Annotated in this window: 30 protein-coding genes; 9 read left to right on the top strand and 21 right to left on the bottom strand. The window is 65.8% G+C overall.

Features of this window, described 5'->3' with window-relative positions; genetic code table 11:
* Positions 1–33: 33 nt before the first annotated feature.
* From NK1_RS29865 to NK1_RS29830, 9 genes are all read right to left on the bottom strand, one after another.
* On the bottom strand, positions 34–534 hold the full coding sequence (locus tag NK1_RS29865) for a TIGR04338 family metallohydrolase (protein WP_063014113.1): 501 nt from the start codon (positions 532–534) through the stop codon (positions 34–36).
* Entirely contained in the window at positions 531–1,292 is a 762-nt protein-coding gene (locus tag NK1_RS29860; protein ID WP_063014110.1) for a DUF2786 domain-containing protein, read from the bottom strand. Before NK1_RS29860 ends, NK1_RS29865 begins: the two co-directional genes overlap by 4 nt.
* Positions 1,292–1,972, bottom strand: a complete 681-nt coding sequence (locus NK1_RS29855; protein ID WP_063014109.1) for a hypothetical protein — start codon at positions 1,970–1,972, stop codon at positions 1,292–1,294. The genes NK1_RS29860 and NK1_RS29855 overlap by 1 nt, the downstream gene beginning before the upstream one ends.
* A 158-nt stretch (positions 1,973–2,130) precedes the next feature.
* Positions 2,131–2,373, bottom strand: a complete 243-nt coding sequence (locus NK1_RS29850) for a hypothetical protein (RefSeq protein ID WP_063014107.1) — start codon at positions 2,371–2,373, stop codon at positions 2,131–2,133.
* Positions 2,374–2,455: 82 nt separating this feature from the next.
* Positions 2,456–3,214: a class II glutamine amidotransferase domain-containing protein gene (locus tag NK1_RS29845; protein WP_063014106.1), complete on the bottom strand. Its 759-nt coding sequence runs from the start codon at positions 3,212–3,214 to the stop codon at positions 2,456–2,458.
* Positions 3,202–4,251, bottom strand: a complete 1,050-nt coding sequence (locus NK1_RS29840) for a hypothetical protein (RefSeq protein ID WP_245660933.1) — start codon at positions 4,249–4,251, stop codon at positions 3,202–3,204. Before NK1_RS29840 ends, NK1_RS29845 begins: the two co-directional genes overlap by 13 nt.
* Positions 4,161–5,297, bottom strand: coding sequence for a class II glutamine amidotransferase (locus NK1_RS35915; protein WP_501193611.1), 1,137 nt, complete (start codon positions 5,295–5,297; stop codon positions 4,161–4,163). The genes NK1_RS29840 and NK1_RS35915 overlap by 91 nt, the downstream gene beginning before the upstream one ends.
* Positions 5,285–6,022, bottom strand: a complete 738-nt coding sequence (locus NK1_RS29835) for a hypothetical protein (protein WP_063014102.1) — start codon at positions 6,020–6,022, stop codon at positions 5,285–5,287. The genes NK1_RS35915 and NK1_RS29835 overlap by 13 nt, the downstream gene beginning before the upstream one ends.
* Positions 6,023–6,656: 634 nt before the next feature.
* Entirely contained in the window at positions 6,657–7,232 is a 576-nt protein-coding gene (locus tag NK1_RS29830; protein ID WP_063014100.1) for a hypothetical protein, read from the bottom strand.
* A 186-nt stretch (positions 7,233–7,418) separates the two neighbouring features.
* Between NK1_RS29830 and NK1_RS29825 the strand changes: the two genes are divergently transcribed.
* The gene (locus NK1_RS29825) at positions 7,419–7,922 is read left to right on the top strand and encodes a hypothetical protein (RefSeq protein WP_157104501.1); all 504 of its coding nucleotides are present in this window, start codon (positions 7,419–7,421) and stop codon (positions 7,920–7,922) included.
* Positions 7,923–8,209: 287 nt separating this feature from the next.
* Positions 8,210–8,632, top strand: a complete 423-nt coding sequence (locus NK1_RS29820) for a hypothetical protein (RefSeq protein ID WP_063014096.1) — start codon at positions 8,210–8,212, stop codon at positions 8,630–8,632.
* 289 nt (positions 8,633–8,921) lie between these two features.
* Here the strand turns inward: NK1_RS29820 and NK1_RS34800 are convergent, their stop codons facing one another.
* On the bottom strand, positions 8,922–9,533 hold the full coding sequence (locus tag NK1_RS34800) for a hypothetical protein (RefSeq protein ID WP_167354321.1): 612 nt from the start codon (positions 9,531–9,533) through the stop codon (positions 8,922–8,924).
* Positions 9,534–10,505: 972 nt separating this feature from the next.
* Between NK1_RS34800 and NK1_RS29815 the strand changes: the two genes are divergently transcribed.
* From NK1_RS29815 to NK1_RS29800, 4 genes are read left to right on the top strand one after another with little or no spacing between them, the layout of a single operon-like run.
* Positions 10,506–10,982, top strand: coding sequence for a GbsR/MarR family transcriptional regulator (locus tag NK1_RS29815; RefSeq protein ID WP_063014095.1), 477 nt, complete (start codon positions 10,506–10,508; stop codon positions 10,980–10,982).
* Positions 10,979–12,175 (top strand): FAD-dependent monooxygenase, encoded by a 1,197-nt coding sequence (locus NK1_RS29810; RefSeq protein ID WP_063014094.1) that lies wholly within the window; start codon positions 10,979–10,981, stop codon positions 12,173–12,175. The genes NK1_RS29815 and NK1_RS29810 overlap by 4 nt, the downstream gene beginning before the upstream one ends.
* Position 12,176: 1 nt before the next feature.
* Positions 12,177–12,752 carry an alpha/beta hydrolase gene (locus NK1_RS29805; RefSeq protein ID WP_063014093.1) on the top strand — a complete coding sequence of 192 codons (576 nt, stop codon included), beginning with the start codon at positions 12,177–12,179 and terminating at the stop codon, positions 12,750–12,752.
* Positions 12,701–13,126, top strand: coding sequence for an alpha/beta hydrolase family protein (locus NK1_RS29800; RefSeq protein ID WP_063014092.1), 426 nt, complete (start codon positions 12,701–12,703; stop codon positions 13,124–13,126). Before NK1_RS29805 ends, NK1_RS29800 begins: the two co-directional genes overlap by 52 nt.
* An 82-nt stretch (positions 13,127–13,208) precedes the next feature.
* Here NK1_RS29800 and NK1_RS34070 read toward each other — a convergent pair whose 3' ends face one another.
* The 5 genes from NK1_RS34070 to NK1_RS34795 all read right to left on the bottom strand — a co-directional run bounded on the left by NK1_RS34070 (position 13,209) and on the right by NK1_RS34795 (position 18,873).
* Positions 13,209–14,927 carry a Tn3 family transposase gene (locus NK1_RS34070; RefSeq protein WP_281189202.1) on the bottom strand — a complete coding sequence of 573 codons (1,719 nt, stop codon included), beginning with the start codon at positions 14,925–14,927 and terminating at the stop codon, positions 13,209–13,211.
* Complete coding sequence (locus NK1_RS35465; RefSeq protein WP_063014091.1) at positions 14,885–15,205, bottom strand: DUF4158 domain-containing protein; 321 nt, start codon at positions 15,203–15,205, stop codon at positions 14,885–14,887. The genes NK1_RS34070 and NK1_RS35465 overlap by 43 nt, the downstream gene beginning before the upstream one ends.
* Positions 15,206–15,626: 421 nt before the next feature.
* Positions 15,627–16,304 (bottom strand): PAS and ANTAR domain-containing protein, encoded by a 678-nt coding sequence (locus NK1_RS29785; RefSeq protein ID WP_063014089.1) that lies wholly within the window; start codon positions 16,302–16,304, stop codon positions 15,627–15,629.
* 955 nt (positions 16,305–17,259) lie between these two features.
* Complete coding sequence (locus NK1_RS29780) at positions 17,260–18,117, bottom strand: alpha/beta fold hydrolase (RefSeq protein WP_063014087.1); 858 nt, start codon at positions 18,115–18,117, stop codon at positions 17,260–17,262.
* 486 nt (positions 18,118–18,603) lie between these two features.
* Positions 18,604–18,873: a hypothetical protein gene (locus NK1_RS34795; RefSeq protein ID WP_063014085.1), complete on the bottom strand. Its 270-nt coding sequence runs from the start codon at positions 18,871–18,873 to the stop codon at positions 18,604–18,606.
* A gap of 388 nt (positions 18,874–19,261) precedes the next feature.
* On the opposite strand from NK1_RS34795, the gene NK1_RS35205 reads away from it, so the two are divergent.
* Positions 19,262–19,897 carry an NERD domain-containing protein gene (locus tag NK1_RS35205; RefSeq protein ID WP_167354320.1) on the top strand — a complete coding sequence of 212 codons (636 nt, stop codon included), beginning with the start codon at positions 19,262–19,264 and terminating at the stop codon, positions 19,895–19,897.
* A gap of 101 nt (positions 19,898–19,998) precedes the next feature.
* On the opposite strand, the gene NK1_RS29765 is transcribed toward NK1_RS35205, so the two are convergent.
* From NK1_RS29765 to NK1_RS29740, 6 genes are all read right to left on the bottom strand, one after another.
* Positions 19,999–20,304 carry a hypothetical protein gene (locus NK1_RS29765; RefSeq protein WP_063014081.1) on the bottom strand — a complete coding sequence of 102 codons (306 nt, stop codon included), beginning with the start codon at positions 20,302–20,304 and terminating at the stop codon, positions 19,999–20,001.
* Positions 20,305–20,862: 558 nt separating this feature from the next.
* Positions 20,863–21,186 carry a hypothetical protein gene (locus tag NK1_RS29760; protein ID WP_063014079.1) on the bottom strand — a complete coding sequence of 108 codons (324 nt, stop codon included), beginning with the start codon at positions 21,184–21,186 and terminating at the stop codon, positions 20,863–20,865.
* Positions 21,164–21,514: a hypothetical protein gene (locus NK1_RS29755; protein ID WP_063014077.1), complete on the bottom strand. Its 351-nt coding sequence runs from the start codon at positions 21,512–21,514 to the stop codon at positions 21,164–21,166. Before NK1_RS29755 ends, NK1_RS29760 begins: the two co-directional genes overlap by 23 nt.
* A gap of 183 nt (positions 21,515–21,697) precedes the next feature.
* Positions 21,698–22,504 (bottom strand): GAF domain-containing protein, encoded by an 807-nt coding sequence (locus NK1_RS29750; RefSeq protein WP_218023192.1) that lies wholly within the window; start codon positions 22,502–22,504, stop codon positions 21,698–21,700.
* 471 nt (positions 22,505–22,975) lie between these two features.
* Positions 22,976–23,548, bottom strand: coding sequence for a hypothetical protein (locus tag NK1_RS29745; protein ID WP_063014075.1), 573 nt, complete (start codon positions 23,546–23,548; stop codon positions 22,976–22,978).
* A gap of 461 nt (positions 23,549–24,009) precedes the next feature.
* Complete coding sequence (locus NK1_RS29740; RefSeq protein WP_063014073.1) at positions 24,010–24,633, bottom strand: TetR/AcrR family transcriptional regulator; 624 nt, start codon at positions 24,631–24,633, stop codon at positions 24,010–24,012.
* A 150-nt stretch (positions 24,634–24,783) separates the two neighbouring features.
* On the opposite strand from NK1_RS29740, the gene abc-f reads away from it, so the two are divergent.
* Positions 24,784–26,391 (top strand): ribosomal protection-like ABC-F family protein, encoded by a 1,608-nt coding sequence (gene abc-f, locus NK1_RS29735; protein ID WP_063014071.1) that lies wholly within the window; start codon positions 24,784–24,786, stop codon positions 26,389–26,391.
* A gap of 53 nt (positions 26,392–26,444) precedes the next feature.
* Positions 26,445–26,849, top strand: a 405-nt coding sequence (locus NK1_RS29730; protein WP_501193610.1) for an LbetaH domain-containing protein, incomplete at its 3' end; no start/stop codon positions are given.

The following is a 26,849-nucleotide window of genomic DNA, read 5'->3' as shown; positions in this document are numbered from 1 at the left end:
TGGTCGCAGGGTGGGGAGTCGGTGGTGTGCGTGCTAGGTGAGGTGGGCTCCGGTGTCGTGGAGCAGGGTGCGCATCAGCCATCCGGCTTCCGTGCCGACGACGGTGTCGAGCACATCGCAGAGCACGCGGCAGAACTCGGGCCCGTGCCCGGCAGTGGGGCGTGGTTGCAGGTGGTGGGCCAGTTCGTGCAGTACCAGTAGTTCTCGCACCGCGTGTTCGCGCAGCGGGACCGCGATCGTGGCGGTGGCGGGCTCGTAGTGCGCATAACGGCTGCCGCGCCGCGCCCGTACCCGCACTGGCGCGGCGGCCCGCGGGTACCGGGCACGGATCGAGGGCAGCGCCATCACGGCTGCGAGGTACGCGGACACCGATGAGACTGTGCCCATGCGTCTTTCGACCGGTACACAGATCTGAGAGCCGAACAGTTCGACGGTGCGTCCGGGAGTGCGGTCGGCGAGATCGAACAGGGCACGCAGCCTGTGCTCGGCGTCGTAGACCTTGCGTCGCTGGCTATCACGTGGTCGTGCGGTCACGCCGGTAAACCTTTTCGCGGTCCGTCGATCTCGCCGAGACGGTGCAGGCGGGCGCGTTGCCCGTCGCGGTCACCGGCCTCGGCGGCGGCGGGCGCGTGGCCGGTGGTTCGTCGGTGACCGGGCCAGGTGCCTTTCGCGGTGGAGTGGGCGGTGTAGTAGTCGCGCAACTCGATGTCTTTGTCCCGCAACGCCAGCGCAGTGCCCGGCGCGGCCGCTGCGCTGGTGTCGAGGGCGTCGGCGCGCGCCTGGTCGCGGGCGGCGCGCAGGCGTTGTCCGACGCGGGCGGCGAAGGCGCGCTGGTAGGCCAGGCGCGCGGTGACACCGGCGACGGGGTGGCGTTGGTGAGCCGCGGAGTGCAGGTAGGCGCGTGAGCCGCGCACCATTTGGGCGAGCAGGTGGGTGTAGAGCAGCTGGGTGGTGTCGATGTCGGCGCCGAGCCCGAAGGCGATCACCCAGGTCGAGTTGTGGGCGGCGTCGACGCGCACGTCGTTGGCGCGGGCGATGGCCACGAACAACTGCACATACGTGGCCAGCCCCTTGGTGTGTTTGGCGCCGATCTCGATGCGCCGCATGCCCGGCATCGGGCGGGCACGGCCGCGGTCGGCGGCGGCGCGGGCCACGGCCAGGTCGATGGAATGCTGGGTCGCCAATTGCTGGGCGCGGGCGAGGAAGGCCTCGGCTTCGTGCGGGTTGTCGGTGCCCTCGGCCTGGCGCATCAACGCTCCGATGCGGGTGAGCAACTTGTCCGTATCGGCCATCATTCAACGTCTCCGGTGAACAGGGTGTGGGTGGCGGTGATCGCGGCCAGCAGATCCAGGGGCTGATCACCGGTGTCGTTGGGTGCGGCGTCGCGGATTTTGCGGAGTTTGCGCAGCCGCGAGGCGGGGCGCAGTTCGACACCGAACATCTCCATGCTGTGTTCGCTGCCGGGTGCCCGGATCAGGGTGTAGTCCTCGATCGCGATCCATGCCTCGTACCAGGCCTCGGCCGGTTGGCCTTCACGCCGGCCTTCGCCGGGCTGGGGAGTCGGTGGCGCCCACAGTCGGCAGGTGCACTCCGGGTCGCCGCACGGGCGCCGGTTCGGATGCCGGTTGTAGTGATCGGTGTGTCGGGCCAGCATGGGGCAGGTTCGTGTCGAATAGAGGCCGCACTCGGGGTGCAGAGCGGGTTCTGGGCCGATGCCGCGCAGGTAGTCCTGCGGCCTGATGTAGACCACCACCCACGGGCCGTCGAGGCGCTGACCACACACCTGACACAGGCTGTGCTGCCAGATCTGTTGCAGCCGGGCGGGATTCACCGCGCCCCACACCGGCTTGGCGGGGTCGCGGTGGGTCATCGTGATGTAGGGGACGACCATGCCCGCCGAGACCGGCGCCTCGGCCAGACGCTGCGGAACCGGAACCGGGCTCGGGATGGCGCCGCCGGGAGTGTCGGGCATCGGGTACCTCCATTCGGATCGAAAGGGGAAAAGCAACGGGGGCAGTGCTGTGGTGAGCCGGTCCGGTCGTCGCGAGCACCGTCGTTTCTCTCGGGTTACTGCTGTGAGCTGTGACGTTCGGTCGCGAGTCCGGTCGCGGGGGAGTCCGGGAACGCCTTCTACTCGTGGGCGCTTGCCGGGCTGCGTAGTGCGCGATATGTGACGCGGATGAGCCGTTCGTGGGTGCGGTAGTCGGCGATGGCGTGGTTGAGCAGAGTCAGGGGTTCGCCGCCGACGACGGTGGCCATGGTGTGGGCGATACCGAGCGCATGCCGTGTCGAGGCGATGTAGGGGCCGAGGGCCTCGACCAAGAGGGCGACGGTCTCGTCGCGGCTCAACGGTTTGAAGGTGGATTCGCTCACGGGAAGAACTCCTTGCACAGCGAGTACGGGCACGGCAGCGAAGCGGTGGCGGGGCCGGGCCCGGTGATTGGTGGTCGGCTGGTCAGTGGGTTGGCAGGCCGAGCAGGTCGGCGTAGCGGTCGGCGCCGTCGAATTGCGGGCAGGCGCAGCGGGGGAACGGGTGCGCGCAGTCGGCGCAGTATCCGCACCATCCGCAGTGCGGGCCGAAGGGGTCGTCTTCGAATGCGCCGCAGTGTTCGCAGAATCCGATGTAGTCGGTGTCGGCGCTGGCCCATTCGCGTATCAGGTAGCTGTCGTTGGAGTACCAGGTGCCCCCGACCCAGTGCCCGTGGCGTTCCCCGAACACGTAGGCGGGGTGTTTGTAGGAGGGATCGGTGGTCAAGATGACGACCTTGTTGCCGGTGAGCCAATGTTCGAACCGGTCTCGCCCTGCCCAGCTGTCCAGCGACCCGAACGGTTTGGTGGGCAGGAAGTCCTCGGCCGCGATCCGGGTATCCGAGCGGGCGTCGTCGGCCGCCGGGTGCACGTTGGGGGGTAAGACCCCGTTGTGGGCGAGGACGGTTCGCGGGTCGCCGCCGACGGTGAAGGGGTGGCAGTTGCTGGTGTCTCGGTCGCCGTGGGTGGCGTAGCGGGAGTGGAACAACGCCGGACCGCCGGGATGCTTGGCGCGTTGTTCGGCGAACTCGGCGATCACGTCGTCGCTGTTCATGCCGTGGCCGACGAGGATGGCCTTGCCGGTGTGGATGGCGTAGCCGTGGCCGTGCGGGTTGGCCAGGGCTCCGCCGTGCAGGGCGTCGAGGTCGGGGTCCTGGCCGGGTTTGTAGAAGGTCAGGATGCACACGCGAGGGCCTCCAATTCGTCGGTCAGGCAGCGGTATTCAGGTCGGGCGGCCAGCCACGCTGTGAACGCCGCCCATTCCCAGCCACGGCGGCGAGCGATATCCGCGGCTGAGAGGGTGCGGGTGTATTCGACGGAGGCGTCGGCGAAGGCGAGGGCGGCCTGCACCTCCCGCGCGTCAAGAGAGCTGGCGAACACCCGCAGTTCGAACGTGTCCTCGGGGCAGACATTGATCGCCCGGTACCGGAACGCGCCTCCTGTCTCACCCTTGGCGTGGGCGGCGGCGTTGGCGCGGGCACCGGGGTCGAACACAGCCCACTGCTCGGGGTCGCGGCGAGCCAACAATTTGACGTGGAACTCGTTGCGGTAGACGAACTTCAACCAACGGTAGGCGTGCGCGGGTGAGGAGAATCCGGCGCGGGACACGTGCACATGGATGCCGACGCTAGTGTCGGTGTAGGCTCCCAGCATCCGCAACCGGCGCAGCAGCGACCACGGAAACCCTTGGTGCGCAAACTCATACGACATCGGATGCGTCACAAGCTCGTATCCGCACGGCTGGATACTTCCATCCTCCTTTAGATAGCCGATGTCGCCGAGCTGGTCGATGGCGAGCTCGACGGCTTCATCGAAAACGTCTCGGGGGGTTTTGATTTCGAGTTCCAGTCCGAGATACAGCGGCCCGGTGCCATGGAAGTCGGGCTCGGGTTTGTAGCCGTAGCCGTGGACGCCGCGATGGTCGGGATGTTGGTTGGCGCAGGTGTCGCAGTAGTCCTCCCAGCAGCGGATGAGGATGTCGCAGCCGCCGCAGCAGCGGTAGTCGGCGTCCTCGCACCGTTGGCATACATAGGCCCCGGATTCGGTCTCGTTGCGCTCGTCCGCGCGCGAGTCGCAGTCGTCGCAGACGGCGTAGCTGTCGGCGCAGTCGTCGCAGACCTCGCCATGGCCGATCACGGTGACCAGTTCGCTGTCGAAGCGGTCGCAATCGCGGCACCGGCGCCAGCCGGTCGAGCATTCGCTGCACAGCTCGGTGTCGTGCACGGTGGAGCGTCGCTCCCGGGCGGGGGTGGCACAGCTGTCGCAGGTGTCGAGCTGGTCGGCGCACGCGCGGCACAGATGATCACCGTCGACGGTGGCGATGGTCGTGTTGTCGCTGATCGGGTGTGAACAGTCGTCACACCGCCGATCGGTGAGCGTGGATGCGGGCATGCAGGATTCACGTCCTTCCAAAAGATGGGGGACAAACGACGACGCCCCGCTGCGAGCCGGGCAGCGGCACGAAGCGGGGCGCAGGAGTGATGCGGTGAGAAGCAGTTCGAAGCAGCGATGAGCTGTGAGTCAGCTGGATGCTGGGAACCGAGTCGGTGTTCGGCGAGTGGGGGCGGACTCGCAGGTGCAGGAGAACAGGGCGGATTGGCAGCCGAAGCACCAGCCGCAGGTGCGGCAGTAGCGGCTGGTGCGTTCGAGATCGCGGTCCAGGCAGTACCCGCACACCGTCCGGCGCCGGGCCGGCCACCGCTGCTCGGGCGGCAGTAGGAGCGGTTGGAATACCAGATCCCGCCCACCCACTGCCCCGCTCGTTCCCCGAACACGTAGGCGGTGTGGGCGTAGGCGGGGTCGACGGTCAAGATCACGAGCTTGCTCGTCCCCAGCCAGCCCAACAGCCCCCGTGCACCGGCGACGGTGTCGATAGGCCCGAACGGTTGAGTCGGTAGGTAGTCCTCGGCCGCGATCCGGGTATCCGAGCGCCGGTCATACGCGCGCGGATGGACCCGTTTGGGCAGAGTGCCGTTGTGCGCCAACACCGTTCGCGCATCACCGCCGAGGTGAAAGGGGTGGCAGTTGGACAGGTCGATCGCGCCGCGGGTGGCGTAGCGGGAGTGGAACAACGCCGGGCCGTGGGGATGGTCGGCGCGGGTGCGGGCGAAGGTGCCGATCACGGTGTCGGGGTTCATACCGTTCCCGGTGATGATGCGGCCGCTGGTGACGATGGCGAAGCCGTGACCGTCGGGGTTCGCATCGGCGCCGAACCGCAGCGCGCCGGTGTCGATCGGGGCGCCGGCGGGGTAGTAGGTCAGCAGGCACATTGCAGGGCCTCCATCTCCTGAGCCAGTGGCTGGTAGTCGGGGCGGGTGGTGACCCAGGTGGCGAAGCGGGCCCAGTCCCAGGCGCCGGCGCGGATGTCGGCGATCCGCAGGCCGCGGGTGTAGTCGATGGAGGCGGCGGTGAACGCGAGCGCGGCCTGCACCTGCTGCACATCCAGCGAGCTGGCGAACACCCGCACCTCGAGGGTGTTGGGTGGCAGCGGGTTGATCGCTTGATATCGCTCCAGTCCCAGCGCGTGCTGTGGACCCTTGGCCGTGTCACGGGCACGTGCTCGGGCGGCGCTATCGAACTGCGCGTAATGCGTGCGGCGGCGCGCCAACCGTGTGGCCGCTTCCTCGTTGCGGTACAACAGTTTCAGCCACCGATACACATGCGCCGGGCTGTCGAACCCGGCCCGGCTGGCGTGCACGTGCAGCCCTACCGACGCGTCGGCCTCACACCCCAGCCGGTGCAATTGGTCGAGCAGCGGCCAGGGAAACGACTCGATCGCATACCGGTAGGAAAGGGGGTGAGTGACGAGCTCGAACCCGGACGGCCTGATCGACGAATCACGCTTCAGGTACCCGAGGCCGGCGAGGTGGTCGGTGGCCAGGGTGGCGCAGGTGTCGAAGCGGTGTTCGGGGACGATGATTTCCAGTTCGAGCCCCAGATACAGGGGTCCGGTGCCGTGGAAGCGGGGGTCGGGGCGGTAGGTGTAGTTCCACACCTTCCCGCGGGTGGCGCACCCGTCGCATCGGTGTCCGGGTTGGACGAGGGTGCCGCAATCTGGGCAGGCGCGGAATCGAGTGGCGCAGCGGGGGCAGGCGCGGTGCCCTCCGGAGATGTAGCGGCTCTCGGCACTGAACCGGCCGCAGCTGAAACACGCGGCGAACAACACACTCGCGCACCGCGGGCACACCGGGTCGTCGGTATCGGTGCGCAACTGGGGTCCGGTCAACTCCTGGCACGACACACACCTGGCCCACCCGGTCAGGCAGTGCGCGCACAACTCGGCCTCGTCGGCAGTGCGTGTCAACCGCAAGGAGGGGGTCCGGCAGTAGGCGCAGCGGGGTAGCTGTTGCCAACACGAGTCGCACACAGCGGGATTCGCGATGCACAGCTCCGTATCGGCTGCCGCGCCGTCGCAGACCGCGCACGGTGGACCCAGGATCGGATCGGTCATGAACGCACACACCCTCCACAACAGAAAAGCGCCGGCCGACAAGGGGAGTCGACCGGCGCGGAAAACGGACAGAAACAGGGCAAACAAGAACCGAGGTGAGCGCTCGGTAGAAGCGGAGACTCGCGTGTGCCCGAGCCGCTGCGTCAGGGCGAGAGGACGCGAGGTCTAGGTTTTCCGCTCAGGCAGCCAAGCGTGAACGCGCGTATTCGCAGTCGTCGGCGGGTTGGCCGTGGTGGCGGCCCGGACATTCGATAGATCGCAGGACGCGGTCGGCCACCGAGAGCCGCGTGCGTGTCTGGGCTTCGAGATCATCGATGCGGGACTTGGCGATCGCTTCGTAGTGCTCGTGCGAATCGGTCGCCGATTCCAAAGGGGGGAATCCGGCCCGGATCCACATCCGCGTGTACAGGCCGAACGCGGCGGTGTTGAGCGGGACTTTCTGGCTGGCCGCCATGACCGTGAGCGCGACCTCGGCGGCGGTCCCCGGAACCGGGGACAGGCCCGCGGCGACGCGGTCGAGCAGTTCGCGGCAGTGCGACCGGTAGACGAATTCCTGGCGCATCCGCTCATGGGTCGGCATCAGCAGCCCGAACGAGTGATAGAGGGTGTTGCGGTGGCGCGGATGGCGGCGTTGCGCGCGGGCGATTTCGTCTTCCGCCCAGTCGATCTGCTCGAACACCGGCTCCAGGTCGGACAGACACCGAGACACCACCGATGCGATATCAGCAACTTCGACGAGCTGGCTTTCGGTCACGGGGGACTCCTTTCGACAGCAATGGGCAGTAGAGAAAGGGGAGGCGAGACATGACCGCGAGTTGACGGCAGACGTCGCTCCCTCTGACCGTGTTGTGGCGGATTCGGGAGCGCTGGATGGTTGGGCGTATCGTTGAACCGCGAGGCGCGGGTTGATCTCACCCCCAGAATTCGGGAGATCACGGACATGAACGACCCCCAGGCGAGCAGGAGCGAACGCGGACGAGACGCCGGGAAACTCGCTGGCCAACTACGTCATTCGCGGGAAGTATTGGATCGCCACCGCACGGTCGAACGTCGGCGCGAACAGAATGTCAGCGACGCGGTGCGGGAGTATTGGACTGCGTGGCAGGCGATTTCGATGATTGAACAACGCCGCGACCGCCGCGTCCGTGCGTTACGCGACAAGATCGGCCACCTCGAACAAGCCGCCGCAACTGAAATCGCGGTACACCACGACAGGCAAGCGGCGGCTGTGGCGCGCATGAACGAGCAGGGATGTAGCACCGACGACATCGCCGAACTGCTCGAAATCAGCCTCAAAGGCGCTCGCCAACTACTGGCCGCCGGGCGGGCAGAGCGTGAACCCGGTGTGCAGACGGCACATCGTCAGAGCGAGCAGAGACTCAACGAGCCGCAGCGGTCTGCGGAATCGGCAGAGCAATCGCCGAAACCGGCATCCGGGCAATAGCCCGCCGAGCGGACCGGGAGTTGAGGCTCATCCGGAAGAAAAGTCGCGCTAAGCAGATGGGCGGGATCCTATTGCTGAACTGGCGATTTCATGTCGATGTGATTGATTCGGGAGCGCCCAGGTAGGGGTGGTTTAGTCGACCGTCACCATGCCGCCATTCATAGGAACTATGCATAACTGGTGTGTGGTGTGGGCTAGGCTGCTGTCCGCTCGAAGGATCTGTCCCAGCGCCTACCCCTACCGAAGGGCTCGAGATTATGGTTCGTGGAACATTTTTCGCTTCGACCGTGGCGTTGACCGGCGCCCTGATGCTCGCTGCGGCCGGGCCCGCCGCCGCTGATACGAGGCTGTCGGTCGGGCCGGCACGCATAGCGACACCCGGTGATCCGGCGTCGCCACTGAATGTCGAGATCACCTACGCCTGTGATCCCGGTCAGGCGAATCGACTGGAGGTCATGGCCGAGAACGGTGACCTCGCCGGCGAGGTGCGTCGGGGATGGGTGCACGTAGTCTGTGACGGTGAACCCGGCACGACAACGGTCTCAGTGGAGTCGTTTGCGCGAGTCGGCGACGCCGTGGAGGGCGGCCTTTTTCTAGAGGATGCCTACCGGGAAGGCCAAAAGATCGAGCTCACCGTAGAACTCATCAAATTTGCGCCTGGCCAAAACGAAGTGGTCGACTCCGTCATGAGGTACGCAATCGTCCAGTAGTCCTCCGGCATCCCGGAGCGAATTTGGCCTGGTCTTCCTGTCCGGCAGAGCCCGGTCCGGACCACTACCGCAGATAGTTCCCGGAGTTGACCCCCGCCGGTCCGGACAACCGCCTGGTCGCCGTTCGAGTTATCGCAGATGGTGTATCACTATCTGCGGTAACTGCATAGCGTGACTTTTCTCGTGGATGTTCCCGGACCCCCGGACCCTCCGGACCGGCGAGCCGACGGCCCGCCGGCAAGCTCGGCCTGGCGACGTTAGTGGCCTGCGACTCCTGTGTCAGTGGAGATCACGCGTCGTTGAGATAACCCCCGGCGTTCCAGACGATCCCCTGAAAACCGCCCGGGGGCACCGGATGCCGCACCGGAATCCCGGCGGTCGGTGCGAAGGGCCAAAAGCATATGCCGCATCGATGGCAGTACACCCCGGCACGCCACACCGCATAAGCCGCAGGCGCACCACGGCGAATCCGGGCCGACCGTCGCAGCCTCCGGAACGCGAACCACAGAATCAGCAAGGACGGAAGCGCAAAGAAAAGCGCAAAACCAAAAGTCCCCATCACAATCGAAGCAGCCGAGACGTCGGGCTGTGGACGGCTAATCAGCACGGCTCCAGCGGCGAAATACCCAACTGCAGGCAAGCTCAGCACCACTGCGAGGGTTGTGAGGCGGCCAGCGCCCCGGAATCCAGGCTCCGGCGCGAGTGATTGTGCGAGATAACTGGATTGCGTCCGCTCCATGAGCGAGGAGCCCATGACCGGCACCAGACCCAGCGAACTCACACCGACACCGGAGTAAGAGTCGGTGCCATAGACCGTCGAGGTCCCCGAAGCGCGGATCGCAGGAACACTCTGCACGCAATCGTCGTAACCGCAAGAGGGACAAGATATATCGACGCTCATGAGGTTCCGATTCCCTCCGACCGCCGCTGCGCCGGGATGATCGCGGGTGCGCAACAACGTCTCTGCTCGTAGCCGGTGTCGAGATGGTTGCATCCATCGAACACCTCCCCCCGGCGCCTGTCGATAGGTAAAACGCACAGTTGTGTCACCCATCGGGCATGTACCTCCTCATCTGCCACACGAATATGGCGCACATCACACGACCTTCGTAGAGGGGTGTACTTGCTATCTGTATGAATCTGTGAAGTACGCGCGTCGAGCGTCGGCCTGCTCGAACGCGATGCCCTCCTGGACCCGTGAATGTTGTCGATTGGTCTGCTAACGCCGTCAGTAGCAGGGATGAAGTGTTTACGGCGTCAGCAGGGAACAGGTATCGTTTGCGCCGGAAATTGCGCGAAGTCTCGTGAAGTTCCTGTTGCTACCAGCGGAGACGTTGTATCCGCAGCCTTAGCTCGATTTTTTGTGAGGCAGGGTTAGGGGTTCGATTCCCCTAACCCCTACGAGCTCCAAATGAAGCGAAACGGTATCGAGAACGCACTGTTCGCCTACGTCGAGACATCTCACCAACACAAGATGTCAAGCGGCAGCTGAGTTCTGTGCCGCGCCGAATGCATGTGCGGGGTCGTAGGCCCTGCCCGTCTTGAGGCAGTGGTGGAGTTTGCCGAGCATGACGTTGAACAGTCTGCGCAGTGCCGCGGTGTGTCGGTCCCCGCGGTCGCGACGAACGCGGTAGAGCCTCTCCCAATCACGGTCGTGACGGACAGCGGCCAAGGCCCACACGTATCCGGCGGGGTTCCGCGCATCGTCGGCGCACGATCACCGCAGCCGGGTGCGATAGACGATCGTTCGAGTTGACCGGATATTCCTCGATCGAGAAGACCTGACGCTTTCGAACAAACAGTACGACGCTGTACTATCCTAGTAGTTTCAGTAAAAACTGAAACTACTAGACATGTAAGAGGGTCGGAGGCGATGAGCGAACCGGGTGCCGACAACGAACGGCTACTGGAGTGGGTCGAGCAGGTGGCGATGTTCTGCACGGCGGAGTACGGGGTGCCGCCGATCGCGGGCCGGATCCTGGGCTGGTTGATGATCTGCGATCCGGCGGAGCAGTCCGCCGAGCAGATCTGCGGGGTGATCAGTGCGAGCCGGGCGTCGCTGGCGACCAACATGCGAGTGCTGACCGATGCGGGTTTCATACGGCGCCGCTCGAGACCGGGTGAGCGCACGAACTATTACCGGATGGACGACGACGCGTGGGAAACCGTGGTGCGCCGCCGGGTGGCCTCCCTGGCCGCGTTCCGTGATGTCATCGCCACGGGAATCGACCTGTCGGGAACAGAGTCGGCCCGGTCCCGGCGGCTACGGGCCGCGCACGACGTTTACGACTGGATGGCCAAGCGACTCACCGACGAACCTCTGCCTTTCGGAAAGGACAGCAAGCGATGACCGAATCTGTAGTGCGCGGCCGGGCCGCGATAGTAGTTGGTGGCGGGATCGGCGGGCTCGCCGCGGCGATCGGGCTGCGGCGGGCCGGATGGTCGGTCACGGTACTGGAGCGACGTGCCGATATCGGCGAGGTCGGGGCTGGCTGGTCGTTCGCACCCAACGCCGTCCGCGCCGCGGATGCGCTGGGGATAGGCGAAGAATTCCGTGCTGTGTCGGTTCCGACACAGGCCGGTGCGACGCTGCGCACCCCCGACGGCCGCTATCTCATGCGATTCCGTCCAGGCCGTGATACAGCACTGGTGGCCAACCACCGCGCCGATCTCCACGGTGTACTGCATGCGAACCTTCCGGCCGAATGCGTAGTCCCCGCCGCGGAAGTCATCGGCGTCGAGCAATCCGACAGCGAGGCCACCGTCACCTACCGCACTGCGGAAGGATCGCGGAGAGCCACCGCCGATGTGGTCGTGGGAGCCGACGGTATCCGCAGCACGATCCGGCGGTCCGTCTTCCCGAAAGCGCCCGAACCGGTGTTTCAGCGCATTCTGTGCTGGCGGGGGGTCACCATGCCCGGCGTGGTGTGGCCGGTCGACGGATTCCAGACCTGGGGTCGCGGCGCACGGTTCGGGGCACACCCGCTGGCCGGGCAGCGCGTGTTCTGGTTCCTCGCCATCCGCTGCGACCAGCCCGGCATTCGATACGACGACGATCTCACCGAGATCGGCCGCCGCGTCGGCGACTGGCACGACCCAATCCCCGCCATGCTCGCCGCGACACCGCCGGAATCGCTTCTGCGCCACGATATTTACGACCTCGAGCCGCTCGAGTCGTACACCGATCGCCGGGTCGTGCTGCTCGGCGACGCCGCGCACGCGATGACTCCGTTCCTGGCTCAAGGTGCTTGTCAGGCGTTCGAGGACGCGTGCGTGCTCGCCGCGCAACTATCACGCGACACCGAAATCCCCAATGCCCTGGCTGGCTACGACCGGCTGCGCCGGCCCCGCAGCCAACGGGTGGAGCGCATGGCCCGCCAGGACCCGCGAATCAGCCTGTCCACCAACCCGTTCACCTACAGCCTCATGACCAGGCTGACCAGCCTGGCCGGCAGCGGTATCGGCGCCCGCAAGTCCGCCCACCTGTGGGACTGGACCCCACCCACCATCAACACACACCCCACCACGGTGAAAGGCGAATGACATGACTGTCGAGCACGTCATGTTCCGCAGTGACCAGGTCCGATGCGCCGGCGACCTCTATCTGCCGGACGAGACCGAGGATCCATCCCCCCTTCCCGCGGTCGTCATGGGTCACAGCGTGCACATGGTCAAGGAGGCACTGGCACCTCATGCGAACTATCTGGTCCGGGCCGGATATGCCGTACTGGCCGTCGACTACCGCACCATCGGATCCAGCGAAGGCACACCCTGGGGCCAGGTCTTTCCCGACCGTTACGTCGACGACGTCCGCAACGCTGTGTCCTATCTGGAAACACGTCCTGACATCGACCCGCGGCGGATCGGTGTGTGGGGCCACAGTCTCGGCGCGACCGTGGCCATCCAGGCAGCTGCGATCGACCGCAGGATCGCCTGCCTCGCTTGCCAGAACCCGAGCATGTTCAACGGCTGGCGAGCCTTGGAGAAGGCCCGCGGCCGCGCTGGTGTCAAGCCCTGCTCGACACGATCGACCGCGACCAGCAACAACGCTTTGGAACCGGCACCGGAATGCGCATCCCGCTGCTCGGTACCGGCGATCCCCACATCGTCGACTACCTGACCCTGGCCAAAGAAGCATTTCCCAGTTTCGACGACGAGGTGCAGGTGGAATCCCTGGCCCACATCCTCGCCTGGACGCCGGAAGTCTTCCTGACCCGAGTGGCGCCACGGCCGCTGCTGATGGTCACCGGAAGTGCAGACCTCACCCATGACATCGATGAAGTCCTCACCGCCTTCGCCGCTGCCCACCAACCCAAACAGCTCGAGATACTGCCCTACGACGAACGCGGCCTCACCATCGAGCCCGGCCTCGGCCAAGCCATGTCCATAGCCATCGACTGGTTCGATCACCACCTACGCACAGCAGCCACCATCACCACCTCCCCACCCGCCAGCCAAGTCCGATCCCAAGGCCTACGCACAGAATTCCGTTGACACGAACACAACAGCAGCACAACAGAACCCGAAAACAAGCTGCGCCTTGCTCCGATCAGGCACTCACCCTCGGCGGCCCGGTCTACACCCCTTCGCCGAGGGTGAGGCGGCTGCTCATATTGAGCTTGACCTCTCCGTAAGGCAGGACGTGCTCCCAGAACAGCGGGGTCACCCCACGCTTGTCGGCGGCGGTGACGAGGACGTCCCCGGTGTCAGGGTCGTCAATGAGACCTTGGATCATCAGGGTGTTGATATAGACGAGGGATGCCTGCACGATCCGCAGGCACTGCACGCTCAGCTCCTGCTCGTCGACGCGGTTGGACGACAATTCGCCGGTCTTGCCGTAGTAGATGACGCTGTTGGCCCGGTTCCAGGACTCGATGACGTTGAGCCCTTCCTCGATCTCCCGCTGAAGTTCTCGACTGCGCAGGTACCGGCACAGAAAGATCGTCTTCTGCGCCCGGCCCAGCTCGATCATCGCCTGATACGTCGGGTGGGCCGCGTTGGCCTTCACGAACCGCCGCAAGATCGCCTCCGTCGACGCGGTGCCGGTGCGGATCGCCGTCGCGTACTTCACCATCTGGTCGTACTGCTGCGCGATCAACTCCCACCGAATCGGGCGCGTCATCGCCGGCCCGAGACCTGGCCACAGCCCGGACTCACCGGCCGCAGGCCGGTACAGCTTGCACTTGTTGATCCGCTTGATCCGCGGCAACAGGTCGAACCCGAGAAGTTTCGTGATTCCGAACCCGATCTCGGACTGGCCGTGAGTGTCCACATAATTGGCTTCGACCTTCATCTCCGTGCCGTGGCGGACCGCGCCCTCCACCATCGCGTGAACTTCGCTGGCGGAGCAGTTGATTCGCTGGGAGTGGATGACCACCGAGCCCTTCTCCACGCTCCAGTAGATCAGCACGCCGCGCCCGCCGTAGCGGGAGTGCCACTCGGTGAAGATGTTTTGGTCCCACGACCGGAAATGCGCCGAGTCGCTGGCCACCGCGCGGTAGAGCCCCTCGCCCCACACGCTCGCGCGCCGGACCCGGAAGGTCGCGTTGGCGATCTCGATGGCGATCCGGTGCGCCGACTCCGGCGTCAGGTACCGGCGTCGCACGTAACGGATGTCCTCTTCGCTGTGGCCGTGGTCGCCACCGGCGACCGATCGGATTTCGGTGTTGGTGCCGTAAGCGTAGAGCCCCAGAAGGAGCCGTTCGGCAAGGACGTCTTCGGGCATGACGCCCCGGTCCGCGACGGAGGTGACCGATCTCAGGCAGCCGGTGCGCAGCACGGTTTCCTTGACGATGTCGATCAACGGCACCTGCCCCCACCTGGTGCGGATCGCCCTCTTCATCTTGCGCAGGTTCGTCGGCTCGGGCTGCTTGGGCACCGGCGTCAGCTTGATCGCGCCAGATTTTCGTTCCTTGATCTCCAACCAGTCGCGCTCGGGCAACGCGAGATGCAGGGCGTCGAGTTCGGCGCGCATCTCCACGCATCGCCGCGATGAACTCCGACCCGTCCAACGGTTTGCGCAGTGCCTCGTAATGAACGCGAACATCCGATCAGCCGCCTCGCCCGTCAGCCGGGAACTGACCCGCTCGAACATCAGCTCCTCGCCGAGACTCAACGCCGAACGGACGATCCGGTCCACCCTGCCACCAGTCGGCGGCTCGATCTTCTCCTCCCGGCATCGCGCCAACACATGGTCACGAACCGCATCGACACCCCGCTGAGCCTGCGTGATGTTGTCCACCAGCCACCTGGTCAAAGCCTCGGCGTCGGCGACGCTGCACTCACGAAAGCCCAGCGTCTGGCGGATCTGGGCTCGGTGAGCCTTGCTTGTGCGGCCGGTAAGTCGTAGAACGCGATCTCGGTCCGGTCGACTCCGATCTGCCGGGCCACGTACTCGACCGCGTCATCGTGGATCTCCGACCGGCCGCGCGGGAACCGGCCCTTCTCGGTGTAGAACCGCAGCATCAGCGCAAACCCGATTTTCGCTGCACCCCGCTTCGTGGCAACCAACTCCGGCTCCTTGCCGATCAGAGTCCACCGGTCGATCAGCTCATCCTGGTCAAGCTCCCTCATTACGCGCGAAAACTACACCGCGCCAACCCCTCTCGGCGGGGTTTCAGGAGCGTTCATGTACCAGGTGACACGATCGTTAACGGCACCCCGAGTCGGTGTCGGACCTCGCCCGGGATGGAGGGGCTGGGCGAGGGCGGAGCCGCTCGGGTGACGGTCCGCAGACACGGGAGCCGAACACCACATATCCGGCGATTGAGGAAGCTGGGGCACAGAGGGGATGCATGTGGCGCAGACCTCAGCTCCCGGTCGCAAACCTACCGTCATCGCGGGATCGGTGCAGCTTTTCACCCCGGATCTGCGCTGGAAGTTCCAGATCACGGGAAGGAAGCGGTGGTGAGCGCGGGGAATGGTCCAGGGTGCGGGACGTCGGCGGCGCCGACAGTGGTGATTGCGCGTGACAGGGGCTGCGAGTTGTCCGTCGTCAGCGTGGGATGCGGGAGTGGGCGGTGAGTAGCAGGTGGTCGAATTCATTGACCGTTTGCGGGCTTGCTTGGGGCAGGGTGGGCAGTTCGGCGATGAGTTGGGCGGCCAGGTCGCGGATTTTGGTGTTGGTTTCCTGGGAGCGCCAGGTCAGGACTTTGAAGGCCTGGTCGGCGTTGATGCGGTACATGCGCATCAGCACGCCTTTGGCCTGTTCGATGACGGCGCGGTGTTCGATGACGCCGGGCAGCGTGGTCGAGAGGGTGTCGCGCTGGTTTTCGGCGAGTGTGTCGGTCAGGTCGATGTAGAACCCCGCCGTGCCGACGACGGTTCCGGTGTCATCGAGGAGGCGGTCGGCCACCACCATCACCTGGTGGACCTCGCCGGCGGTGTCGATGAAGCGGTGCCGGCTGGAAAACGATTCTCCGAGGTCGAGTGAGCGGGCGATGCGTTGCGCGACGTCGTCGCGGTCGTCGGGGTGTTTGTGTGACAGCAGCAGCTCGGTGGTCGGCACCACGGAGCCGGGGGTGTAGCCATGCATCTGGTACACCTCCTCCGACCATTCCCAGCGGCGTGTGGCGAACCAGAACCGAAACGAGCCCACCGCCGGCGTGGCGTCGGCGGCAGCCGGTCGTTGTGGTGCGGGATTCTCGCCGCTGTCGAGGCTGTGTCTGTGCACGAGTGAATTATCCGGAATCCACTCTTTGTCGGGCGCGGCGGGGCTGAAATACCGTGCAGTCGGATTTCGTTATCGCGTAGTCCGTAATGGACGTTGGTGGGCGGTCGACCGCGGCGGCGAAGTCCGCGGACACTGCGGCGGGCAGGGGAGTTTTCGGTTCCTCTCCCGCGCGGCCGGTTCGCCGCGCGACTGGCTTGCCCGTAGGTGCGAGCGAGCGCGCCGGCTGCCCAGTTGAACCGGCGCGCTCTCGATCTCCGCATACACCCGGGCGGATGCGGTGACCTACCGACGCACTACCCGGCTGACGGCAGAAAAATCCCGCGCCTTCGCGGTCCGTCAACACCCGCGGCCGTTGACAGCGAAGAGCGACGAGGGCCTCGGCGGATTGGTCCGCCGGGACTGTCGTACTGACCGTGGCATGCTGCCATCGGCTCGTCGTCGCGAAACGGTCAGCAGGGCCGTCGGTTTCGTGGCTGTGAAGTTGCCGGATGTGGGTTTGCTCGCCCGGGGGGATGCGCTAAATTGCGGAGCGCCACAACATCACACGCTGTCGGGGCGGCGATCTCGCCGATGTTTTGGTGTGTGCCACGGGTTTCCGCGGGCCGGTAGCCCAACCGGCTTGTTGTGCCTTCGACTTCCTCATTGAGCCGGGGAATCGAGGGACCGGAAGGCCCGGTGCCGGCGAGGGAGCCCTGCCACTGGTCATCTCACGCCGGCACCGTGTCCAGCCGGGAAATCGCGGGCCACGCTACCACTTCCGCTGTGTCTTCGCCGTTGCCGCGCGTCCACCGATGTCATTCAGCCACACTCGACATCGAGGACCTGGCCTGTGGGCGGCACCTTCACGCAGTGTCGCCGCCGCAGGATCGTGCCCCATGACTCGCGCTCCGCCGACCATCCCGAAGGGCAGTATTTTCAAAGTCGTTCGGGAAGGTCTTTGTGGCAGCGACGTGGTCTACACGACCGCGGGGCGGCGGGCGGCGTTGGCGTCGATGGCTGTCACGATGTCGTCGAGCAGCGGGGCGGGCAGGTCGTGGCCCATCGCCGCGAACGGCAGATAGGTCGATCCGGGGACCGCCGCATGGGTCGCTTCGCCGCCGGCGATCGTGATGAGCGAATCCTCGGCGCCGTGAATGACCAGGGTCGGCACCTGGAGCCTGCGGAGGCTCTCGGTGCGGTCGGGGGCCATCAGGGCCGCCGACATTTGGCGGAATGGCCCGTCGGGGTGGCGACCGCGTGCACGGTCGTATGCCAGGGTCGCGATGGTGTGGCGGCGCTCGCGTTCGGTGTCGGCGTAGGTTTTCGAGCCGATGAGGGCATACAGGGCGGCGATCTGCTCGATCGCTGCCTCGCGGTCGGAGGGAAGCGGTTTGATCATCTCCTCGCGCACCTCGTTGCCGGGGGCCCCGATACTGGCGTGTGGCGTGCTCATGATCGAGCACAACGACCGTACCCGGGCGGGGTGCTGGATCGCGAGGAGCTGGGCGACCATTCCGCCGAGCGAAGCGCCGACGACGTGCGCCTTCTCGATCCCGAGGTGATCGAGCAGTTCGACGGTGTCGCTCGCGATCGCTTGCAAGAAGTACGGGCCCGGCGTGACCGTCCACTCGGTGAGACCGCTGTCGCGGTTGTCCGGGCGGATCACGCGGTAACCGCGTGCACCGAGGTTGTCGACGATTTCCTGGGGCCAATGAATCAACTGAGAGTTCAGACCCATGATCAGCAACAGCGGATCCCCCGCCGGGTCACCCTCGTCGCGGTAACACATGCTGACCTTGGACAGGTCGGCGAATCGGTCGATCGCATCGCTCATGACAAACCTCCCGGAGTTGTGGACGACCATGGCAAACGCAGAGCTTGCAGGACGAGCAGTACTCGGGTCTTCATGAATCGGAGAATCGCGATGGTCCACTTCGATGACCGGCAAACACCACCGCCTGTCCATGATTGCCTACACCGGGGTCGCCGCGCAACGGATAGAGCAACCGCAGTCGCCGCCATGGCGAAGAGATCGCGGCAGGAGATCTCATACAAAGGTGCGGCGACCTCGGCGGCCGCCTGCAAGCCCGGGCAGCAGTACATCACGGATACCGCCGCCGATGGTGACATTGTGACCGTACCGCTACGGGCAACGGCAACGGCCGAAAACGGTTGCGGCGCTGGGGTTCCGATAACGCGCCGCTACCGACGATCTGGTCCTGCCCCTCAGGACCGGCGAATCACCGATCCGGGCCCTGTCGGCAACGGCGGCCCGTGGCGGGCGCGGTGCGAAATATCGCGGAGGCCCTCTCGCGCTGGGTCACTGGGTAAGGGGCACCGGATCCTTCACGACGGCGAGCGACGCAACAGGGGAACCGGTGTGAGTCGCGGTGTCGGTGCTCGGCGACAGGATGTGGCTGGCGACTACGCCCCAGAAGGTGCGCTGGTCGATGATGTCGAAGTCCCAGTCCTCGACCAGGCGGTGCAGGGTGTCCACGATGGCGGGGATGTCGAAGTCGGTGGCTTGTGCGGCGCCGGTGGATTCGACGAGGCTGGTGACGTATTTGGTGGCGGTTTCCATCGTGAACATCTGTTCTCCAGATCTGCGCGGCGCGACCACGTGCATGGTTCGCGTCTGTGTGCCCCGACCTGGCGAGCAGACCGCACACTGGCCCGCTGCCGCGTTCCTGCCTCCAGCCACCGGCCACTGCCGCAGCTCGACGGTTGAAAGAAGGTCTGCGCCAATAGTTTTACCGCATCGTCTCCGTAGTTGGAAACACATGATGTCAAAAATGTGTTTTCGCCGCCGATGTGTGGATCGGCTCGGTTGTCATGGCCCGGATCGGCGGAACCGATCTCGCCGAGCAGCTGTGGTTGCCTCCAGGCGAGTTCGACTCGGCGGACGCGGTTTTGCGACGGAGATCGGACTACGACAGGTAGAAGTGGGAAACGTTGTCGGGCAGAGGAAGAGCGATACCGTGGGCGATCTCAACAATCAGGCGCCGCATCCGTCGATGGTTCCAGCGCGCAGGCCGAACGGTCACTCGCGCTGGACGGCGATCAATGAATCGGTCTTCCCGCACGAGCGGTCCGGTCTGGCGCGTCTCCGCCGGGCGCTGCCCGATGTCGATCCTTGGCGGGCGTGGTCGAACTTCAGCTTCGCCACCGCGCAGGGCGTCATGTACGAGGTAGATTTGCTGATCTCCGCGCCGAACGGCCTTTACGTGGTTGAGCTGAAATCCTGGCGTGGCGGCATCGAGGTGCGTGGCGGCACCTGGGCGCAGACCACCGAGGCTGGTGACGTGATCGAGCATGCCGACCCACTGCAGGTGACCGCGCATAAAAGCGCAGCCCTCGCGCGCCTGTTGCGCGCGGTGGGGGAGGACGTATACATCCGCGCGCTGGTCTGTCTGACCAATGACAGCGTGCGCGCGGTCGTGCCGGCGCCGGAGCGACGATACGTGGTGTCGGTGGAGGAGTTGATGAACAGGCTCGCACGACCTACCCATGATGCTCGTATACGAATGACCGCCGATCGAGTTGCACGCGTCGAAAAAGCGCTGGAATCAGTCGGGATCGCCCCGGCAACAACCCATCCCGGAGCGGACTGGTGAAGCGGGCACCTCGACCGTCTCTGAAACCCGTGTGAGCCGGGTTGCTGGTGGGGGGCAACCGTGAGGGGTGGCGAGCACGGCCCGGGCTTCGCCGCGCGCGTTCAGTTGTTCGGTATGGGGGACAGACTCGAGGCGACCGCTGTCGTAGCCGTCAGTCGCACCGTCATCGGGAACATCGTCGTTCCGCGCTGCTGTCGCTCGGTTTCCGCGGCGATGACCGAGATGACCCAGTCATGGAAGCAGATCGGCATCGTGTAGCTGGTCCCGTCGGTACAACGCAGCCACGGCGCACCGACACAACGCGTCCCGCTCACCCCGACCGCGGCGACCATCAGGACCTTCCCGTCGGCCCGTACCTCGCCGTCCGCCCACAGCGTGTGATCCCACAGATCGACGACGACCTCCATACCGGCCACAGTAGCTACTCGTTGCCCGACCCCTTCCGTACCAGCGTATTCGCCGTGCTACATCACAACTGCGAGCAGTGTCTGTTCAGGCCGGGTCACCAAACGCCCCTCACGCCGTCGCCGGTCCTCTGCACAGGCCGCGATGCCTCCGACTTCACTGGCTCAATCGTTGACTACGCGTCGCGGCCGGTTCTTACCTCATGCGATCGGATGGACAGAAGCGGCGGTCAGCTAGGGGAGGCGCCTGCCTCGGGAGACAGCCCATGCGAATGAGTATGGCGGCAGGCGAGTTGGTTGGCCGAGGCGTAGCGCAGACTTCGGACGTGCTCTCTACTGCATGGGTGACCGCTGGATCGTCGTCGCGTACCTCGATTCCGAGTTCGGTGCCGGTGGCGGGACACAGCGACTTCATGCACACCGGTGGCTGCCTCGATTCTTACTCGATCGACGCAGCCGGTCCGCGACGTTCACGAGAGCCGGGTGCGGTAAGTCAGCAGGATGCGGGGTGGTCACTAGGTGCCGCGGGCGCGGGCTTCGAGTGTGGGCGCTCGGCGATGCTTATGTCGTCGACGAAGACGTGCCCGCGACCATGTGCCCCCAGGCGCGGATTGTCAGGTCGTCCTCGATGTGCCACAGTCGTCGATTATGCGGGCCGGGTGCCGCTGATTGGCTAGTACACGCTTTCGGCGATGCCGCGAATGTCGTGTTCGAGACTGGTTCTGGCGGATCGATCGTTTCCCATTGCCGGGCCAGCAGGGAGGCCCGTTCGATCGCAGCCACCTCGGCGGTGCGCTCGTCGTCGGCGCGCAGGTCGACTCCGCCCAGCATTTCGGCGCCGAAGGCGGCGTGGGTAGGCCCGTCACGCACCCGCGCCGTGATCACCCGAGCATGCACGTTCAACGCGTAACCGCGGTCGTCGTGTCCGGGCCCGCAGCATGTGCAACGCTGCCGAAGTGCTCTCGTCCGTGTGGGCGCTTCCCGTCTTCTCGCCCGCCAGTGCCATCAACACAGATGTCACCGGTTCAGCGACACCGGCGGTGGCATCGCGATCGCGCTGCAGCAACGAGGCATATTGCTTGAACATCGGCGCGAACAGGTCTTCGGCCGCCTCACCCAGCGGCCTCATACACAGCCGCAGCAACAACGTATCGCCGAGATCGCGGGTGACCGACGGCCGGGAACGCATCGCCTCCGCCTCGGCCATCGTCACCGCGCCACGCCGCAAAACCTGTCAGCCTTTGCGTTTCGTTGATTTCCATAGTGGGCCATGCGTGAACTTGGCGACCTCACCGGCCCCGGCGCGTCCCGCACCCACTGACCAGCTACGCCATATCCGCCCGAAATTCGGCCGATACTACGGCCCCCCGGGCCGGAGGGTGGTTCGTGGTGACGGTCAGCGGTTGAGGTAGGCGGCCAGGCCACCGAGTTCCTCGCTGGCGATGAACACCGAACGGACGTTGAGGATGGCCTCTTCGACGTGGGGGATGCAGCCCCAGGCCGAGTCGCCCCAGGAATCGGCGACCTTCAGCTCGGCCGGCGCGGTGCACCCGGCAGTGCCGCCGAGCTGGCAGTGCTCAGGGGGCGGCGTGGTGGCCTGTACGGCAGCCGCGGCTCGCATCTGGGCGGCGAGCTCGGCGGCGGCAGCGGCGCGTTGCTCGGCATCGTCGCGCAACCGGCGTTCGGCGCGTACCGCCTTGATGGTGGCCAGACGCAGCTCCAGGTGCTGCGCGACCTGGTCGGCGAGATAGCCGAGCACGGTCCTCTGCACCTCGCTCAACTCCCGAGGCATGGCGTCGATTGCGGTAACGGTGCCGAGGTGGTGCCCGTCGGCGGTGACGATCGGGGCGGCGGCGTAGAACCGCAGCCCCAGCTCACCACGTACCAACGGATGATCGAGGGTGCGCGGATCCGTGACCGCGTCGTTGACCACGTACGTGCCCTCGGCGCAGAACGCCGACGCGCACAGTCCCGGTTCCGTGCCGACCTGCGCCACACCATCCAGCCCCTTGACCGCAGCGAACCAGACCCGGTCGGCGTCGACGATGCTGACCGTGGCGATCGGGGTGCCGCACACCGCTGCGGCGGTCGCCGCGATGGTGTCGAACTGGCCGTCGGTTGGAGCGTCGAGGATCTCGTAACGGCGTACCGCAGCTAGCCGGGCAGGGTCGGTGAGAGCGGCTCTGTCAGCAGTGATCGACACGGTGTGGTGCTCGCTTCCCATGGGGGTGTTCAGACCGGGGTAGAGAATACGTGGTTGCGGCGGTCATGGCGCATCCGCTGGCTGCCCTGGTGCGTCAGAACTGTCCGCTGACGGCTCGGTCCAGCGCATCCGCAGCTGCTCTGTGGGCGCGGCCTCGGGCCATGTAGTGGGGTTGGGGCATGGCCGGATCGACGTGCATCAAAACGTCGGCGGTGACTCGTGCCGACCGCGCGAATGCGCCGCGGCCGAACTCCTCGCGGACCTGAACCAGTTGCCTTGTGTGGTGCAATCGCAAGGTCAGCCGTGGTGGGAATTGTTGCGCAGAACGCCCGCGCAGCGGCTGGTTACCCCGCATTCGGCCGACTCCTGCGTTGTTGCCGCACCGATACCCGGCGGCAGACCACCGGGTATCGGTGCGTGAGGAGATTATCGAGGTTGTTCCGAGGATTACTCGACGGTGAGCACCACCGGCTACCGGGTGGACGATGTCAGGCGGAAGTCGAACAGCTCCTCGCGGTACCGTTCGCAGGCCACGTTGCCGGGGAGGTTGGCCTGATCGGCGATGTCGACAGCCTTGGTTGCGGGATTCCAGACGAAGTGGATCGCCCCAATCGCCAGATACTCGAAGGTCTGCTCGTCGCGGATGTAGAACGCTGTCGTCACCGGCGGCCCGTCATAGGGCATGGAACCGACCAATCTGAACACGGAATCGCCCGAGAGTGTCGTTACTTCACCGACCTCGTAGGAAACGACCTTCAGACTGTAGCGTCCTTCCGCGGCGCCTGTGTCGTCCCGCAGGCGCACACTGATGCCCTCGGTGCGACGGTCAACTACGCGGATGACCGCGTCGGGATAATCGGAAAGGTTGGGGCAATCCACCTTCCACGAGTTCCACCCCGCCACCAGGTTGAGCCGCCATACCTTCGCCATGCCTCCGAGGCGGAAGGACCGGAATCCGTTGGGCACCACCTCGCCGACCTTGAAGGTCTGCGTCTGCCCCGAGTAGTCGCGGTCTCGATAGAACGTGGCTTCGTCAGCGTTCATGTTTCCTCCATGCGACTCGCCCGGCCACAGCGCCAAACGAATCGCCCCGGGTGGCGACTCTGACGAGAGGAGCTCGTGCGTCGATGCTGCGAGCCCGAGATCCATTGGACCAGTGAAGATCTCGCCCCAACGCCGGTCCGAGTCTATCGGGTCTTCGGTGTCCCCCGCGGCCGATTGGCACACCGCGACAAAGTCGGCCTGCGGCTGCCGCGGTGTCCGAACGCGAGACTCCTCTTGGCTGTGGGTATTTCGGCGGCTGACATCAATCAGAGCGAGAGCTGCGCTCGCCGCTGTCGGTCCGCGTGGCGGATCTGAAATGCGTTCTCTCGGCGCATGGCCTGCCGTCGGTGGCCCCAGACCGGCAACACGGTGCTCCCACTACCAGCAGACGACACCTGACCTCGTCGCCCGAACCGGGCGCGAACACGCCGACCATCAGACCATCGCCCAAGGTGTGTTGACTACGAGGACACGAACGATTCGAAAGCACCGGCCTGCGCGGCCAGCATCGCCGCCGCGGCCGCACGCTCCGGAAAACCTGCGTCGGCCGGAGTGCGCAACAACACCAGCTGGTGATACACCGGCGCGGTAGCCGCGACAAGCAGTGCGCGCGTATCGGTTTCGGCCGGGATCTCACCGCGCTCGATCGCACGCTCCGCGACGATCTCGCACTGCGTGTAGCGGTCCTCCCACAGTTGCCGCAGTGCTCGCGCCGCGTCCTCCGAGCGGAAAGATACCGCGATCAGCGCCATCGCGATCGACGATTCCTCGGTGAACGACTCCTGGATCTCGCGGTTCAACTCCGCGAGATCACCGCACAGCGAACCGGTGTCGGGCGGATGCCAATCCAGATCGCTTGCGGCGGCGAACACATCGGCGATCAGGCCACCCACATCGCGCCAGCGGCGATACACGGTAGTGCGGTGCACGCCCGCGCGGGCAGCGACCGTATCGACGGTCAGTGCGTCGTAGCCGTTTTCGGTCAGTTCCGCCTCAACGGCCGCGAGGACCTGAGCGCGAATGCGGGCTGTACGGCCGCCGGGGCGTGAACGCGGCGCGACGGCGGCCTCTGTGACGGGGGCCATAAGACTCTCCGGTTGCTCAGCGGAACATCATGTGCAATCCTAACGCAACATCCGTCGCACTAGTGAGGTCGCCAATGCTCATTCGAAGCGTTCACCAGGCTCAGCGGTCGCCCCTGACCGTGTCGTCGCCGAATGCTTCGGAGGTAGTTCGTGCCCACTCAAATCACCGCGCTCGCGGTCAGCAAGTCCTTCAACGGCCGCACGGTTCTCGATGCGGTCACCTGTTCGCTCGGCGCGGGTGAACGCACCGGGATCATCGGGGAGAACGGGTCCGGTAAGAGCACGCTGCTGCGTCTGTTCGCCGGATGCGAGCAGCCCGATCAGGGCGAGATCGTCGTACACGCCGAGGGTGGCATCGGCTACCTCGCTCAGGACGAGCAACTCCCCGCGCACCTGAGCGTCCAGCACATCATCGACCGATCGTTGCACGAGCTGCGCCGGATCGAAGATCGAATGCGCTGTCTCGAAGAGCGGATGTCCACCAGCGACGAGTCCTGCCTGTCCGAATATGCCGAACTGGCAACGATTTTCGAGCTGCGCGGCGGTTACGACGCCGATGCCCGGGTGGAGCGAGCCCTGCACGGACTCGGGCTGGGAGTGGTTCGGCGCGATCGAGTGGTCGGCGGACTGTCCGGCGGGGAGCAGGTCCGCCTGCGTATGGCAGCCCTGCTCGCCGCGGCGCCCGAGGTGCTACTGCTGGACGAGCCGACCAACCACCTCGACGACGAGGCGCTGACCTGGTTGGAGGAGCATCTGCGGACTCGGCGCGGTACCACGGTCACCGTCTCCCACGACCGCACCTTCCTGGAGCGGGTAGCAACCACGCTGCTCGAAGTGGATTCCGATCGCCGATGCGTCGTGCGCCACGGCAACGGATACCGCGGCTACCTCGCCGAACGCGAGGCGACGCGGCAACGCTGGGTACAGGCCCATCTGCGCTGGGAGAACGAGGCCGGCCAACTGCGGGAAACCGTCGCCACCACGGCACGGCGGGTCGCACCGGGGCGCCCGATGACCGACAACAACAAGATGGCCTACGACCGGGCGGGCGGCCGGGTGCAGCAGTCGCTCGCGGGCCGGGTCCGCAATGCCGAGGAACGCCTGCGGCGGCTACTGGCCGACCCGGTACCGCCGCCCCCGGAACCGTTGCGGTTCAGGGCGGTTCCCCCGGCAGGACGCGCGCAGGGGATCGTCCTGGATGCTACCGATGTCGCGGTGCACGGCAGGCTCGAACCCGCGAGTGTGCGGGTGTCCGCGGGAGAACGGCTGCTGATCACCGGCCCGAACGGCGCTGGCAAGTCCACCCTGTTACGGGTACTGACCGGTGAGCTCACGCCCGACTGCGGCATCGTGATCCGGCGCGGCCGAGTCGGTTATCTCGCTCAAGAACCGCGTCCCCCGGTGCCCGGTCAGACCTTGCTGTCTGCCTTCGCTCAGGGCCGTTCGGGGCCGCCCGGCGATCACACCGAACGGCTGTTGTCACTGGGCCTGTTCACCCGCGCCCAGCTCACGAACCGGGTGGAGAATCTGTCCACCGGGCAGCGGCAGCGGCTCGAACTGGCACGACTGGTCAGCGAACCATCGGAGCTACTGCTCCTGGACGAGCCCACCAACCACCTCTCGCCCGGACTCGTCGAAGAGCTGGAAGCCGCCCTGGCCGACTATCGAGGTGCGCTGGTCGTGGTCAGCCACGATCGCCGGCTCCGAGACCGCTGGCGTGGCGCCCGGCTCGATATGCGCACACCGGCCTCGGCCTGATTTTCGATCATCGACCACCACCTTCGATCACCAACTCACAGAACGGATTCCGCATGCCCGACCAACTCCCCGTCACGGACCCCACCACGCTGCATCCGATGCCGGGACAGCCGCGAGTCGTCCTGCTGAAACCCCTCGTCACCTCGCCGCTGATCGAGGTCGGCGAATACTCCTACTACGACGATCCGGATGACCCCACCACGTTCGAAACCCGCAACGTCCTGTACCACTACGGTCCGGAGAAGCTGATCATCGGCAAGTTCTGCGCTCTGGCCACCGGCGTGCGGTTCATCATGAACGGCGCCAACCATCGCATGGACGGGCCCTCGACCTTTCCTTTCCCCACCATGGGTGGCGCGTGGTCGCGGCACGTCGATCTCCTCATGGAGCTGCCCAACCGCGGCGACACGCTGGTCGGCAACGACGTCTGGATCGGCTACGGCGCGACGGTGCTGCCC

The organism is Nocardia kruczakiae NBRC 101016, from assembly GCF_001612965.1.
Classification (GTDB): Bacteria; Actinomycetota; Actinomycetes; order Mycobacteriales; family Mycobacteriaceae; genus Nocardia; species Nocardia kruczakiae.
Note: the sequence above shows the minus strand (reverse complement) of the source record. Positions and strands in the feature narration are given on the sequence as shown.